17 protein-coding genes are annotated in these 15,001 nt (G+C 32.3%); 11 read left to right on the plus strand and 6 right to left on the minus strand.

Annotated elements, in window-relative coordinates; all coding sequences use genetic code 11:
- The 6 genes from AABJ44_RS08880 (at window position 1) to AABJ44_RS08905 (ending at window position 4,846) form a co-directional block, all read left to right on the plus strand.
- Window positions 1-1,299: a hypothetical protein gene (locus AABJ44_RS08880; protein ID WP_338368539.1), complete on the plus strand. Its 1,299-nt coding sequence runs from the start codon at window positions 1-3 to the stop codon at window positions 1,297-1,299.
- On the plus strand, window positions 1,296-1,592 hold the full coding sequence (locus AABJ44_RS08885; protein ID WP_338368541.1) for a hypothetical protein: 297 nt from the start codon (window positions 1,296-1,298) through the stop codon (window positions 1,590-1,592). The genes AABJ44_RS08880 and AABJ44_RS08885 overlap by 4 nt, the downstream gene beginning before the upstream one ends.
- Window positions 1,589-1,915: a hypothetical protein gene (locus tag AABJ44_RS08890; RefSeq protein WP_338368543.1), complete on the plus strand. Its 327-nt coding sequence runs from the start codon at window positions 1,589-1,591 to the stop codon at window positions 1,913-1,915. Before AABJ44_RS08885 ends, AABJ44_RS08890 begins: the two co-directional genes overlap by 4 nt.
- On the plus strand, window positions 1,912-3,351 hold the full coding sequence (locus AABJ44_RS08895; protein WP_338368545.1) for a DNA primase family protein: 1,440 nt from the start codon (window positions 1,912-1,914) through the stop codon (window positions 3,349-3,351). Before AABJ44_RS08890 ends, AABJ44_RS08895 begins: the two co-directional genes overlap by 4 nt.
- An 18-nt stretch (window positions 3,352-3,369) precedes the next feature.
- Window positions 3,370-3,591 (plus strand): hypothetical protein, encoded by a 222-nt coding sequence (locus tag AABJ44_RS08900; protein WP_338368547.1) that lies wholly within the window; start codon window positions 3,370-3,372, stop codon window positions 3,589-3,591.
- 106 nt (window positions 3,592-3,697) lie between these two features.
- Window positions 3,698-4,846 carry an ankyrin repeat domain-containing protein gene (locus tag AABJ44_RS08905; RefSeq protein ID WP_338368548.1) on the plus strand — a complete coding sequence of 383 codons (1,149 nt, stop codon included), beginning with the start codon at window positions 3,698-3,700 and terminating at the stop codon, window positions 4,844-4,846.
- Here the strand turns inward: AABJ44_RS08905 and AABJ44_RS08910 are convergent, their stop codons facing one another.
- A complete protein-coding gene (locus AABJ44_RS08910; RefSeq protein WP_338368550.1) occupies window positions 4,847-5,368 on the minus strand; it encodes an ankyrin repeat domain-containing protein in 522 nt (173 codons plus the stop codon). It lies immediately after the preceding gene.
- A gap of 196 nt (window positions 5,369-5,564) precedes the next feature.
- Here AABJ44_RS08910 and AABJ44_RS08915 point away from each other — a divergent pair, with 196 nt between their 5' ends.
- The 3 genes from AABJ44_RS08915 (at window position 5,565) to AABJ44_RS08925 (ending at window position 8,891) form a co-directional block, all read left to right on the plus strand.
- Window positions 5,565-5,885, plus strand: a complete 321-nt coding sequence (locus tag AABJ44_RS08915) for a hypothetical protein (RefSeq protein ID WP_338368553.1) — start codon at window positions 5,565-5,567, stop codon at window positions 5,883-5,885.
- Window positions 5,886-5,953: 68 nt separating this feature from the next.
- The gene (locus AABJ44_RS08920; RefSeq protein WP_338368555.1) at window positions 5,954-7,948 is read left to right on the plus strand and encodes an ankyrin repeat domain-containing protein; all 1,995 of its coding nucleotides are present in this window, start codon (window positions 5,954-5,956) and stop codon (window positions 7,946-7,948) included.
- Window positions 7,949-8,027: 79 nt separating this feature from the next.
- The gene (locus tag AABJ44_RS08925) at window positions 8,028-8,891 is read left to right on the plus strand and encodes a hypothetical protein (protein WP_338368556.1); all 864 of its coding nucleotides are present in this window, start codon (window positions 8,028-8,030) and stop codon (window positions 8,889-8,891) included.
- A 99-nt stretch (window positions 8,892-8,990) separates the two neighbouring features.
- Here the strand turns inward: AABJ44_RS08925 and AABJ44_RS08930 are convergent, their stop codons facing one another.
- A complete protein-coding gene (locus AABJ44_RS08930; protein WP_338368557.1) occupies window positions 8,991-9,473 on the minus strand; it encodes a hypothetical protein in 483 nt (160 codons plus the stop codon).
- Between the two features lie 9 nt (window positions 9,474-9,482).
- The gene (locus AABJ44_RS08935; protein WP_338368558.1) at window positions 9,483-10,295 is read right to left on the minus strand and encodes a flagellar basal body-associated FliL family protein; all 813 of its coding nucleotides are present in this window, start codon (window positions 10,293-10,295) and stop codon (window positions 9,483-9,485) included.
- Window positions 10,296-10,472: 177 nt separating this feature from the next.
- On the opposite strand from AABJ44_RS08935, the gene AABJ44_RS08940 reads away from it, so the two are divergent.
- Window positions 10,473-11,132: a hypothetical protein gene (locus AABJ44_RS08940; RefSeq protein ID WP_338368559.1), complete on the plus strand. Its 660-nt coding sequence runs from the start codon at window positions 10,473-10,475 to the stop codon at window positions 11,130-11,132.
- 379 nt (window positions 11,133-11,511) lie between these two features.
- Here AABJ44_RS08940 and AABJ44_RS08945 read toward each other — a convergent pair whose 3' ends face one another.
- Window positions 11,512-11,754 carry a DUF7675 family protein gene (locus AABJ44_RS08945; RefSeq protein WP_338368560.1) on the minus strand — a complete coding sequence of 81 codons (243 nt, stop codon included), beginning with the start codon at window positions 11,752-11,754 and terminating at the stop codon, window positions 11,512-11,514.
- A 950-nt stretch (window positions 11,755-12,704) separates the two neighbouring features.
- Here AABJ44_RS08945 and AABJ44_RS08950 point away from each other — a divergent pair.
- Window positions 12,705-13,088, plus strand: coding sequence for a VOC family protein (locus AABJ44_RS08950; protein ID WP_338368561.1), 384 nt, complete (start codon window positions 12,705-12,707; stop codon window positions 13,086-13,088).
- Window positions 13,089-13,432: 344 nt separating this feature from the next.
- Here the strand turns inward: AABJ44_RS08950 and AABJ44_RS08955 are convergent, their stop codons facing one another.
- Both AABJ44_RS08955 and AABJ44_RS08960 read right to left on the minus strand, forming a co-directional pair.
- Window positions 13,433-14,125, minus strand: a complete 693-nt coding sequence (locus AABJ44_RS08955; RefSeq protein ID WP_338368562.1) for an SDR family NAD(P)-dependent oxidoreductase — start codon at window positions 14,123-14,125, stop codon at window positions 13,433-13,435.
- 11 nt (window positions 14,126-14,136) lie between these two features.
- Window positions 14,137-14,886: a VUT family protein gene (locus tag AABJ44_RS08960; RefSeq protein WP_338368563.1), complete on the minus strand. Its 750-nt coding sequence runs from the start codon at window positions 14,884-14,886 to the stop codon at window positions 14,137-14,139.
- Window positions 14,887-15,001: the final 115 nt, after the last annotated feature.

Raw genomic sequence — 15,001 nt, forward strand, 5'->3', positions numbered from 1 at the left:
ATGGCAAAATCAACTCTTGGGAATAATGCACAGCCTGTATGTTTTCTTACTGAATACGAAGTTGAAGTTGATGATGATGAATATGAAAACATGGATGGAGAGCTTGTAGATGAACAAGATATTTTTGGATACAGAGCGACCTGTCCCAAAAATTCTGATTCTACAACCGTTACAATTTACTTTTATTACCATGCTCCAACTTCGTACTGGTATTGGGAACAAGCATATGGATTAGCTTATAAACCGATAATACCTGTTGTATTTGCATGTGATTCTAATTGGAAACTTACGCAATGTCTTAATCAAAATTTTTATGAAATTGATTTAACTAATCGAAGTGACGGTTGGATAAGTATGAATGTAACTCTAACACGAAAGCTTGTAAAAAATGAGAGGATTGTGTTTGGCGTATATTCAGATATTTTAGGTGTTTCTTCTTCAAGTCCAGAGTGGAATTTACAAGAGAATACACAATGCTATTATTATTATTCGTTAGCTCGCAGGCGTGATTACAATACTGCCATCGCATATATTTCCTCTAGTGCATTTATCCAAAAAGCAGATTGTGGATATAGTGATTGGGAAGTTTGTCTTTATCTTGAATATGAAAACGAAGTTGAATCTGTTGCATATACAAGAACTGTGCTTGGAAATGTACGAGCAGCTACTGGCAACAGCCGGAAGATGATTTGGAAACGAACTTTGAGACCTGGCGGAAATCTTACTTCAACTTTGAATCGTAGAACTGTTTGGCAGAGAAATGCTAATTCTTCAGGAACTTTAGCAAGTCAAAGCCAGAGACATAATCTTTTGAAGCGCAGAAATTCTTCCGGATTTTCTGCTACATCAGAAAACTCTAACAATGTTTTCTTTTTCAGATTTCTTGAAGGCTCAGGTGATTTGAGTACAAGAGTTTTACGAAGCAACAGAATGAAGATAGAAAACTCAGAAGACTTTTCTTTGTCTGACAGTTTGCAGCAACTCCTTTTGATTATTCGTTCATGCTTTTCATCAGCTGAATCAACTGAAAGTTTAAGACTTAAAGCAGACTACAAAAGAATACAAGACTCTATTGTTGATGATGAAGAATCAATAATTCGCTGGGGAGAAAGTTTCAGAAGCTTTACAGATGAAGTTGATTTTGAAGCACGTCCTTTTGCATCACGTCTTTTCTTCAGAACTGTTCAGACTGTAATGGTTTTGTGGGATTGGCTTCGCGGCAAAATCCGTGAAGCTAATAATGTTGTGACTTTTTACTGTCCTATTTGGACTGAGATAGAAATGGAATGTCGTATATGAAACATATATACAAAGGTAAGACAAAACTCAGAATTCAGATTGATACTAAATGCGACCTCTCTGGTTATGAGGAAATTAATGTCATTGCAAAAAAGCCTGATGATACAACCAAAACTTTTCCTGCTGTTGTAAAAGATATTGAGAATGGTCTGATCTTTTTTGATATCCAGGAAGAAACTGACTTTGATGTTTCTGGCTGGTGGACTCTCTGGCCGGAAGTTCGCTTTGATGATGACAGAACTGCTTGTGGACGTGCAACAAAATTTTTTGTTTATGAATCAGGCAGCGTATGAGAAAAGTAGATGATTATGTTCCAGTTGAACTTTGGCGTGAAGCAAAAGCTTTTGTCAAAGAAGTCAGCGAGGATGTTGAGATTTATAAAATCATTCAGAAAACTGACGGCGTAAAACCTTGCGAAGAAGCTGATAAGTTTTGTGCTTACTGGAACTTAGAAAGTTATGAGAAATATCCTCATGCACTCTTTACTCTTTATGAGGCTAAGCCTCTGATAGATAGACATTTTGAAACAAGCGATGTAATGAACGCTTTTGAAGTTTTGCAGTTGAGAATGAAAAACTATTATTTAGTGCTCAAAGAAAAAGGAATGATTGAATGAGTGAAAAGATAAACACCAAAGGATTAAACGAAAAAGAAAAACTCGCTATTGAAGAACTGAGCCGGGACCTTCGGGCTAATAAGTTTGTAAATGGTGACATGCAGTTTACAGATATTACTAACCGTGATTATTTTTTGAAAGCTTATGGAGACGTCATTCGCTACTGTATTACCTGGAATAAATTTCTTTACTGGAACAATACTAACTGGCAGGTTGATAACCGCGGCCGCGTTGAAGAAAAGGTTGTCGATTTTATTCATCAGATGTACAGAGGTCTGCGCGTTATTAACGACAGAACTCTTGAAGCTGCATTTGAAAAACATCTTATAAAGAGTGAAAGCTTTAGACGCCTTCAGGCAATCATTGGACTTTTGAAAATGTGTAAAGATATTAAAACTGAAGACTGGGAGCTGGATGCTGACATTTATCTTTTCAACATTGAAGGACTTACTCTAAATCTTAAAACCGGAAAAGCAAGAGAACCAAATATAAATGATCTTATCACAAAAAAGAGCCGTTTTATTTATGACAAGAATGCAGACTGTCCAACTTGGAAAATGTTCATCAATCAGATTTTTAATCAGGATAAAGATCTGATTCATTTTATACAGAAAGCAATGGGCTACTCTCTTAGCGGTGATGTTGGAGAACAGTGTCTCTTCATTCTCTGGGGAACTGGTGCCAATGGTAAATCAACATTCCTAAACGTGCTGCATTATCTTTTTGGAGATTATGCCTGCAGCACAATGATTGAAACTTTTATGAAAAAGAACTCTGAACAAAGTAACGACCTGGCACGATTGAAAGGAGCACGTCTTGTTACTACGAGTGAAATTGAACAGGGAAAACCATTGAGTGAAAGTCTGATTAAGCAGATTACAGGCGGTGATGAAATTACAGCTCGATTTCTTTATGGAGAATATTTTTCTTTTAAGCCGACATTCAAGATTTTTATGGCGACTAATCATAAGCCAAAAGTTCGTGGAGCTGATAACGGAATCTGGCGACGAATTAAAATGATTCCTTTTACAGTGACTATTCCACCAGAACAGAGAGATAAATCTTTGACAGAAAAACTGATTGCTGAAAACTCCGGAATCTTAAACTGGCTGATTCAGGGATATGCAATGTGGCGTAAAGAAGGACTGCAGGAGCCGGACGCAATTCGTGATGCGAATGAAGAATACAGAATGGATATGGATGTGGTAGGAACTTTCATAAATGACTGTTTTGATATTGATGTAACTCTGAAATGGCGGCTTCCTAATCAGATGCTCTACCAGACTTATATCAAATGGTGCAATGTGAACAACGAAAGAATTATGAGTCAGAAATGGCTCACAATGCGAATGAGTGAAAAAGGCTTTAAGCGAATGGTTAGTAATAATGGAAGGATTTGGCTGGGACTTGCCAGAAAACCTCAGTGGGAAAAATAATTTTAAGGAGATTAGAAAATGAGAAAAACTTTTACAAAACTTTTTGATGGGATTGGAAAATCTGAATTTAAGACAGATTATGACTTTTCAGGTGAAATGATTACAATTAGATTTCTTGGAGTTATTGATATATCTGATGGACTTCAATCATATCTTTTTGAAGAAGAACTCGCAGAGCTGATTAAGAAATATACAAAAGAAAGTTTAAGACTAAAATGTATTGATGACAAAAGAAAGTGACTTTACAAAAGGCTCTCCCCGATAGCAAAGAGAGTGAGTGCTGGACATCGGAGAGAGCTTTGGAAAGCTTTTTTACAAGTATTAAAACATATGATACAATAATCTAATGAGTGGATATAAATTACATAATACACCATCTTCACGTGATTATTATTACATGGACAGAAAAACTGGTTCTACAGCTTTAATGTATGCTTGTTGTACTGCAAGAGCTGAAGATGCATTAAAAATCATAGAGATATTTAAGAATGATTATAAATATATAAATGCACAAAATTTTTGGGGAATTAGTGCATTGATGTACACAGCAGGTTTTTGTAGTAACACAAAAATTATTGACGAACTTGTACAATGTGATGTTGATATTAATGCAGAAGATACAAGAGGATGTACAGCAATATTTTGGGCAATTGCAGCAAATAATATTGAGGTTCTTAAAAAATTATTATCATATAAAGCACAAGTAAATGTTTTATCAAAGAATGGTGTTTCTCCTATATCCTATACCTTAACTTTACAAAAACCATATGCAAAAGAAATTGTTCAATTATTAATTGACTATGGTGCAACCGTACAAAAAGATGATTTTAGATTTATTGCACAAAGAATTGAAAATGAATTAAAAAAGAATAGTCACTATTTAGGAAAAGAACTAGAAGAACAAATAAAATCTGTAATTTTATCATTAAACGAAGGAGATAAAAAAAATATAATCAAAACTGTCAATAATTCAGATTTATATCTTGATAGTTATGATATTTTATCATCATTAATCGATGTTGATACAAGAAAAAAAATAACAATATTAAATTTTAGCAAAGAACAACCAACGAGTTTAGAAACAGATTTAGAAACAAGTAAAAAATATTCTGAAATAATTAAAAAATTAAAAATTGAAATAGACGAATTTTATAATAATTTTTGCTTTGAAAACAATGAAATATTTATAAAGCTTGAAAAATTAATACAGACTCTTGAAGACGGTGATATAAACGAAATAATAAATGTTATTAACGATTCTGATATTTTTTTCGAAGAGTTATTACAAATTAGCGAGTTGTTTAATTTTAAGGATAAAATAAAAAAGTGTTTCACATATTCAACTTTATTAGATATACCTCATAAAAAGAGAAACACAGAAAACAACAGTGTGTTGGATTTAGATTTCATTAAACCAAAGAAATATTTTAAATATAAATCTATATATAATTTACTAAATGGAGAACAAATTAAAAGCAAAATGTTTGGATCTTGATTATAATCTAGCACCATAATCAATCAAAAGATTACTAATTGATTTGTCATCTTTATTTTTTTCTATGCTAAATTCTAAAGCTGATATGCCATCTTCTAAACATGTATTTGGATCGGCGTTAGAATCAAGTAACAACTTAATAATATTTTTCGTTTTAAAATAAATTGCAAGCATTAGTACATTCCATCCATAAACAGTTTTTGAATTTATATCAATTTTATTCTTAGAAATTAATAATTTAGCAATTCGTAATGAATTTCCAGGAATACAATACATTAAGACCGTCTGTTGTTTATCATCAGTTATATCAATTTTTGCACCTAATGAAATTAATTTTTTTGCAGATTTATAGCAGTTCAAACCTGCAGCAATCATTAGCGGAGTAATACCACTAACAATATTATTATTTACACTATAACCTGAAACAACTAATTTTTTAATTTTGTGTAAATCATTTTTTTTAATAGATCTTACCATTTCATCATTACGAAGAATATTAATTATATACTTTTGATCACTCATTAGAAAAACCTCCAATTATTATTTTATTGACTAATATACAAAAAACTCAAATTAAGAAGGTCAACTAATAAACGACTTTTATAAAAATAAAACAATTACAATTTTTTTTTACAATTCAAAAAGTCGTCTGTTGCTTGACCCTAGATAGTCAAAATTTATGTATTTTATAAATCAATAAAACTTTAGGAGGCAATATATGTCAAATGTTGCAGAAATATTAAGAAAAGTAGATTACTTAAACAGTGATACTATTCCTCAAAAAAATGAAGAATATGTAACATATTACAAATTAGGAAAGAAATGTTTTTTAAAAGGTGATTATCGCAATGCTGAATATTGGTGGGATAAAGGTGTACGAAAAGGATGTAAAAAATCTAAGGAAGCTTTACTTTCACTTCAATTACAGACTATGAATTTCAATTCGATTTATAATATTCCCGTTTCGGCCAGTAGAAGAACATGTGGCGGAAATGCACCACATTATAGATGGGATTATAGAATAACAACAGGAAGATAAAAGAAATATAGAAAACGTATTTTATATGTTATAATTATATAAGATGCGTTTCTTTTTAGGAGCTTCATATGGATTTAATTATTGATAAAACAAAGAAAAGTAATTCGGAATTATTAATTGAAAATAGAGTTCCTTTACGTTATCTGGACAGTACATTTATTTTCTTTATGACGAATGATTATACAATAATTAATGAAAAGCTTTATTCCATTGGATGCCGTGAACCAGAAATGAATGATTATATTGAAGAACCAAATATTCCTTATAACATCAAAAAGAAAATGAAAGAATTAAAAACTAATTGGTCTTTTGTTCTAGGTATGCAAGATATATTATATTATTATGATTTTGAAAAAGAAAAAACTTATAAAATAAATATACGTACACTGACACATGACGGAAAGACAACAGCAACATTTTATATGTTTGTTTCTATTTTGTATGAAAAAATTGATACTATTAAATATCTTATAGTAAACGGCTATGATTTAAGTCTATACCATGGATATGGATTTACTGATTTTATGATAGCCTGTTTATATGGAAAAACAAAAAGTGCTGAATTACTTTTAGAAAACGGTTCAGATGTAAATGCAAAAGATATAAATAATTGTACTCCATTAATGCACGCAGTACGAAGAAAAGTTGATATTAAAATAATTCAACTCATTCTATCAAAAAGTAATTTAAAAATTAATGATAAAAATATTTATGGCAGAACTGCTTTACATATTGCAGTCCAAAAATCAAATTATGAAGCATTTAAATTATTAATCGAAACAGGTGCAGATGTAAATGCAATTGATTTTTCAGGACAATCTGTTTTAGATTATGCAATCATCATGAAAAATTTTGAAATGGCAGTATATCTTATTAAACATAACGCAAATGTAAATTACCAAGATAAAATGGGGAGTACTCCTTTAATGGTTGCTGCATATTATGGTGATTTAACAATCGTTGAAAGACTCATTAAAGCAGGTGCAAATAATATATATAAAGATAATAATAATTTTACCGCATTTATTCTTGCTGCTATAGCAAATAAACCTAGAATATTAAAACTTTTATTAGATACATTTTCTATAGATGAACAAGAATACATTGAGGCACTGAGACAAAGTATCATATATGGTAATGAAAAAATAGTTTCAATACTTATTGATAAAAGCACAAATCCAACTGGAATGATGTATAGATCTCTTTTGCTTGCATGTAGGGCTGATAAAGAAAAAATTGTTCAGATGTGCGTAGAAGAAAAAAAATGTAATCCAAATATAAATTTAATTTGTGGAATGACTCCATTAATTATTGCAATTTGTGAAAATGCTATTAATGTAGTAAATAAATTAATTATTCTAAATGCAGATATAAACAAAGCTGATGAAGATGGTATAACACCTTTAATGTATTCAGCTAGTAAAAACAATCAAGACATCAGAAAAATATTATTACAAAATGATGCAGATATTAATGCTAGAGATAAAAATGGAAAAACATTTGAAGATTATGAACAATATTTTGATAGTAGATCTTTAGCTGAAATAATTGATAAAAGATTACAAGAAAACCATCCACAAGATTTTTTTGAATTACATGAAGATGATACAATTCCACAAGAACTTCATACATTTGGTGAATGTTTTTACTGGTTTAAACAAAAATATTTAAAGAATAATCCAAAGAAAAAAGATTCTGATATATATAAGGATGGAGGATTTAAGAAACAATACTACTCATTTGTACAAAAAAGTTTAATTAAAAATCCTTATTTTCGACCAGATGATAAATATTATGTAATAAGAATTGCAAAAGGATTAACGCTAACCTTGAAAGAAACAGAATTCTTTCTGCATTGTTCTGGATATACATTTTCTGAGAGAAATAAAAAAGACAAAATAATAATAGATTTATTAAAACAAGGTAATTATAACACACATATTTGGCATGATCGAATATATGAAAATACTGGCGAAAACTTTTTCCCTGCTGAATTTGAAAATGATGATGAATATTTAGATGACATGTTAATGATGAAAAAACTTAAAAAAGTCGTCTTATAGTTGACCATATTACCTTCAAGAAAAGTTATTGTGTATTCAATAACTTTTTTTGCTTATAAAGCAAATATTGGAGGTATATATGAGTAATTCAAAAGAAGCAGAGTTCGAAAAATCAATTGATGTGATGTCTACAACAATTGCTGAATGTACAGTTAAAGTTAAAGAAGGAGTCTGCAATAAAGACACCTGTAAAAATTGTGATTTACATCAATGGTTGAATAATTGTCTTTTACAATTGCCTGATATTTACAAGATACGTATTATGAATGATGTAAAAGAAAAAGTCGCATTATATGATGCTATTAAGGAAGAAGAAGAAAAAAAGAAAGCTCCAAAAAGAGAATTAACAACCAAAGAAAAGATAGGTATTTCTCTTTATAATTTTAAAGTAATGAATTTAGAACCTCTTGGTGAAGTTTTAAGTATTGTATTTTGGGAACTTTTAGGAATGATTGGTATACCTTTATTAGTACTTTTCCTTATTTACTCTTGTTCTTCTTGTTCCTTAAAAGCATATGGACAATCATTAAATGATTATGATTACACTCGTTATGCATTACCTGGTGAAGCTGGCTATGCAGGAAAATATCGTAAAAATATATTAGACACTCTTGATAAAACATATAAATATACGGTTGATATAAATCATGATGGTGAAATTAATTGTATCGATTATTCATGTACTTTCAAAATGCTATGGGATAAATCTTTTAATAGTAAGGATTGTGAAATAGTACGTAACAAAAGTGCAACTATGAATCATCTATTTATTCGAGTTAGACAATATGGCGGAACAAGTTGGGAATGTATTGAACCACAAGCTGCAAAGAAAGATATAACAAAATATTTTATGGAGGACTTTTGGTCCGCTAGAGAATACAATCCAATTTATAACATTTATGGGGAGACAGATAAATGGTTAGAAGAATTCAAAGCATATTAAAAATCTTCAAAAGATTTAATTGGAAAAAATACATTATAATTTGTATTTTTTTATTTTGTTGAATTTACTCTTTGGAAATAATTTTTCTAAATAGTAAAGTTATTTCCAAAGATATTGGTATTTTTGTAAAACTGAAGAGGCTCCTGGTACTAATTCTACATACCAATTGGTAAACATAAAATCATTTACGTCCACATAGTAATAAGACATATTATTTTTATTTACAACCTCTACAGAATCTAAAACTGCAATTTTTGTACAAAATTTATTCCATTCAATATTATCTACTTGTATTGTTTCATATGCAAGATTAGCCAAAACTTCTAACCAATCATAAGAATTATCAGAATCATTGGTATGATAAAAGAAGAATGCTCTTTCTCGCCTTGGAAATATTACCAACTGATAAATATTTTTATCATCTTTTATGATTTCTTTTGTTGCTTGTATATTACTATCTGGTATTGTATACTTTTCTGTATATAATACTATTGTTTTTTTTTCTGCTTTTGAATCAAGTGTTTGTGTAAACGCATGAAAACAGAGAAAAGCAGAAAAAATCAAAATGATAGTTCTTTTCATAATTAACTCCTAGTTTTGTTCTATAACATCTTTCTGCATAAATACAACATCTCGAACTCTGCTACTTGAAAGTATTTTATCATTTATTCCATTCTTAATTTCATTTTCAAGAGCATCTTCATTATTTGTATTTCTTAATTCAGCTGCAGTTTTACCACTAAAATATCTACGTAAGAAAGCTTTTAATTCTACTGTTCTGGTTGTTATTTCAGTTTTTGTAGCATCATCACCTTTTTTATATGCAAGACCAACTTCAACTCTAACAGTAGCTGGAGGATCATCACATGTTGTTGTTTGAATAATTCCTAGAGAAGTATACCAGTCTAAGATTTCTCTCTGTCCTGATATATATTCTTCACTTGAAGGAATCGGAGTTACCTCCGCCTTATTCTCAAATAAACTTTCCAATGTACTAATATCATCTTCTTTTAAATTATAAGCTCTCCAGGTAACATCATTCTTTCCTTTGACTAATACCAGAAAAATTAAAGCTTCTGATGAATATACAGATTCAGCACATGCAACTATATAAATTTCATCTTTTTCATAATCATATTCATTTAATGCCTGACGAAAAAGCCAGTTATTTTTCTTTGTAAGTTTTTGTACTGGCGGAATAGTATCATCAATAGTTTCAGAAATTCTATCAAAGAATTCTTTTTCAGTGATACCTAAATCTTTTAATGTTCCTTGATATACAGCTACTGCATAACCTGAAAAATCTTTTGTATAATCTGAATAATATTTTAAGTTTGTATTCTGGGCAAAAGTAGAAAATGAAAGAAATAGAATTAGACTTAGAATAGAAAGAATCTTCTTCATATAAAACTCCTGATTGAAACTCAAAACACGATTCTTAACTATATATATAAATATAATATCATAGTTTTTTAATATTTCAAGATTAGGTGATTAACCATTGATTTTTTGTTACAGGATTATTATTCTATAATGATTCGAGAAAATCGAATGGACGGTTTGGGGATATAAGGAGTTTTTATGTATAAATTAGTAGATCCCAAGATTGTAAAGCCGTACAAGATTTTCTGTTCTGACACTCTTAATCGATTAAAGAATGTATTGTACAATGATTATGACATTGAATGTAAATTCCGACTCATTGGAAGTGGTTCAAAAGATATTATAACACAAAATGCCAATGAACCATTTGATTTAGACTACAACCTCTACATTACACGTTTTCCACAAAATTTTGACCCAAATACAACTGAAAAAATGAAATGGTTGAAAGACACTATAAGGATAGAGCTAAATAATTTATTAGGTGATGAAGGATTCCGGGATGCACAAGATTCAACTTCAGTTCTCACTGCCAGAAGATTCTTAAATAAAGATCCGCATAAAAAAGTATTTAGTTTTGATGTTGCTATATTGGCAAAGAATACAACTGGTGAATACTGCAGATTAATTCATGAAAAAACATTCTTTGAAAGATTTTATTGGAATCAAATTCCATCTTCTCATAATGTATATGATAAAGCTGATGAATTAAAACAATATGGATGGTGGGAAGATGTACAAGATAAATATGTTGAATTGAAAAACCTATACTTGCAAAGAAGGGATTACAATCATCCATCTTTTATTGTTTTTGTTGAAGCTGTAAATCAAGTTTATCAGGAATTTGAAAACTACTGATATTTCCCCCGTGCCCCCAAGTGTTTCGCGCCGAGTATAAAGTGTAGTGTTCTTAGGCTTTCTTATTTTTGAAAGTCTTCTGATTTTTCAAGACTTTTAGAAAAAATATGTAGTTTACTACACTTTGAAAGGCTTCCTGCTGTAAAAGTGAAGTTCATATTATGTGTTATAGAAATGTATAGAGTTATATTAAATAGTACGGAATAAAGATATTTTTAATTCTTTTTATTCACTACACATTTTAAAAAGAATTAAAATAAATTTTATATGCTATATGAATTTTACTGAAAAATATTTGAAGTTATGACAAGTGTAGTTTTGATTTATGTGTTTCTGGATTAAACTTTTTAGACCGCTGCGCGCGCTCCCCCCGCGTTTTTTATTTTAGAGCGGCCATTGTTGGATTCCAATTTTTGAAAAGTTCTATTTGTTCAGCTGTAAGCTTTCCTGGATAATCAGTCCAGAAGTTGTAAACTGTCTCACAATCAAAGCTGAAAAGAAACGGTCCTGTTTCATCGACATCGATTCTGGTCGCAGACCAGATTGGATCTGATTCATGGTGTTTGCAGAAATCGTATCCGTTTTTCTCAAAGTGGATTTCATCAGATTCTTCAAAGTTCATACGTCAATTATAAATCAATGTCCGAGAACTCGGCAAGCGTCGGGAGCGCAAGGACGCGCGACCAGAGCGTTTGAAGTTTTCACGGTAGGTCGAAGCGTTAAGAAAAAATGGCAACAGCCATTTTTTTAGCGGAGACTTTCTGGAGAACTAAAGTGGCGCTAGTTCTGCTTCCTGCTTATCTTTCTGCGCCACAAGGAGAGAGCGCACCAGGCTTGTCCTGGTGTGCGAACGACTCAGGCGGCGTAACAACGCCGCCTTGCTGATGGAGCGCAGGCACTAGCGGTGCCTGTGCGACTGAAGCAACAATTTGTAACATACAAAGATATATCCTCACAGCCGCCACTTTTACGACCAAGTAAGCATCTAAAAAAGCGGGACAACTGTAATGTTGAGCAAAAGGTTTGCCCCCTATCCCCCCGAGAGCGGTTCAATTACATTCCTTTTTTTTTGGAAAGGGGGTTTAGGGGGGGTGCCCCGCGGCAGGGGGGAAAGGGGGAAAACCTTTTGCGTGCCCGCTTTTTTAGTTGCGACCTGAACTAGTTTCATTTTCATTTTAACGACCAACTGTTATGAACTCGAGAAACTTAGCGGCGTGCAAAGAGCGTGACTCTGCAACGATTTGCTCACCTGCGGAAACAGGCAGATGCACAAAGCGGAGGGGCCGCGAAGCGGTACCGTAGCGACTGCAGCTGACTGTGCTTTCATTGCTTGCCTGCGAGCTTGGATAAAGGCCACCGTGCGAGCCCGCTAGTAAATGCAAACAGTGTGGGAACGAATGAAGCGCAACGAAGTGAAGCTGAATGAGTGAGCACTCTGTTTGCTACCTTTCTGGAAGACGAAGCTTTAAGAACTCAGAGGACTGTAGAGAGCGGAAGCGGTACGGAGTACGGCTGGAGCGAACGGCAATAAACACACCCTTTTTCCTGGAACTATGGTATAATTAAATTATTATGAAAATTGAACACGTTGCTCTGTATGTACATGATTTAGAAAAGGCAAAAGATTTTTTTGTAACTTACCTTAACGGGAAAGCCAATGACGGCTACCACAACCCAAAGACAGATTTCAGATCTTACTTCATAACTTTTGAAGACGGAGCACGTCTTGAATTAATGACTCGACCAGAACTTGTTGAACAAGTAAAGAACCCCTATAGAACCGGTTACGCACATTTAGCTTTTAGTGTTGGCAGCAAAGAAGCTGTAGACGAATTGACCGCAAAGCTTGATGAAGCCGGTTATTCTGTTTCCAGCGGTCCACGTACAACTGGTGACGGATATTACGAAAGCTGCATTGTCGCTTTTGAAGAAAACCTTATTGAAATTACAGAATAAGCACCCTTATAGAAAACCGGATTTTTCACGTTCAAGTAGTCCGTATGTCTGAAAATTCCGGATTTTTTACTTGATTTGAATGTTAGCAAAGATGTTAGCAAAAAACTATATAAGACAGTAACACTGTATATTAAATAATTGACAATTTGAATTTGAAAATATAAAATAAATTAGTTTTCCGAAGATAAATACATTGAGATATGCAGGTGAATCGTTCTGAAAATCCGTATGTCGTTGGTTCGATTCCAACCTGTGGCAAAGGCTTCTAACTCTTGTTAGAAGCCTTTTTTTATGCTCAATTATTTAAAATAAAAAAATAAATAATTTAATTGATTTAAAATATTTTACCAGACAAATAAATCAGCACAGTTTCTTTCGCCACCAGAAATGTCGATAGTCTGGCCGGTACAGAAGGTATTTGTAACAGTCATAAAATACATCCACTGTGCTGCTTCTTCAACAGAAAGCCACTTTTTTAATGGAGTTACATCCATTATTTTCTGCCACAATTCCTGGTTATTCATTACAGGTTCATTTAACTCTGTTTTTACTCCACCAAAGCAAAGTGCATTACACGTAGCTTTATATTCATTTGCGAGACGAATTGCTGTATTTTTCATATACCCTAATACACCGGCTTTAGAAGCTGCATAAGCAGGGAATTCGTTTCCATGTAAGGCTGATACAGATGCATTAAAAAGAACGGATTTTATTTTAGATTGGAATGCATATTTTTCAGTTACATACATTGTTCCAATCAGATTTGTTGTAATATCGCAGGAAGCTTTTTCCACATCAATTACTGGAGTTTGGATTCCTGCGTTATTTATTAAGATTTCAACATCAGATATTTCGGGGAGAGATGCTTTGTTTGTAATATCGGCAACATAATGAGTGTATCGTTCAAAGCCACCATCAGTTTTTTGAATTGTAGATTCCCCAACATCAATTCCAAAAACTTCATGACCATTCTGTAAAAATAACAGAGCCGCTGCTTTTCCAATTCCTCTGCTTGTACCTGTAATTACAACTTTCATCTCTAACTCCGTTATGCAGTTTGTTTATTTAAATAATCAGAACCAACATTTTCACGTTCCCATTTACATACAACGCGATAGCCGATCCCTGAGAAGAAAATTTCACACAAAAGTTCACCGACTGCACCAATTATCGAACAGATAACTACCTGTATCCAGGTCCAGCCAAAGAAGAATTTAGAAACTACTGTTGCAAAAAGGAAATTATCAACAAACTGAGCAAGCATTGTAGAAATGTATGAACGCAATGCAAAAGCACCAAATCCTTTTTCTGATACATGTTTTCCTATCAAAGAATTCAATAATGCATTAACGATTGAAGAAACTGTAAATGCAAGTGCTGAACCAAGAACAACATACCAGGCACCGCCAAAAGTATTATTCAAAGCAGAGTTTACAGCTATACTTATTTCATTCACTTCTGAAGAATAGAACTCACCCCACTTTCCAGGAGCGAGTGCCAGCAATGCAAAAACTCCGCAGACAGCAAGGTTTATAAGTAATGCAATTAGTGATACCTTAATAGAAGCTTTTGCACCCCAGCGTTTGCAGATTACATCCATACAAAGAAACATAACCCAACTGAAAACAAATCCACAATCAAAAACAATAAACTTATAACTAATAAGCTCTTTATTTGCCATCAGATTTGCGCAAACAACAGAAAGTACGAAAAAACAAACTGTAAGGGAAGGAATACTTCTAAGAAGAAGTTTAGTGTCATCCAGTTCAGCTTTGAACCAGGAAGAGATTTTATTCATGTTAACCTCGATAAGAATTTTAATTTATATCGCGCAGGAGTGTTATGAGGAATCATAAACTGCACGGACTAACGTCGAGAGTAATATAGCAATTTTAAGTTTATTACGCAAGTAT

It is taken from the genome of Treponema bryantii, assembly GCF_036492245.1.
Classification (GTDB): Bacteria; Spirochaetota; Spirochaetia; order Treponematales; family Treponemataceae; genus Treponema_D; species Treponema_D bryantii_C.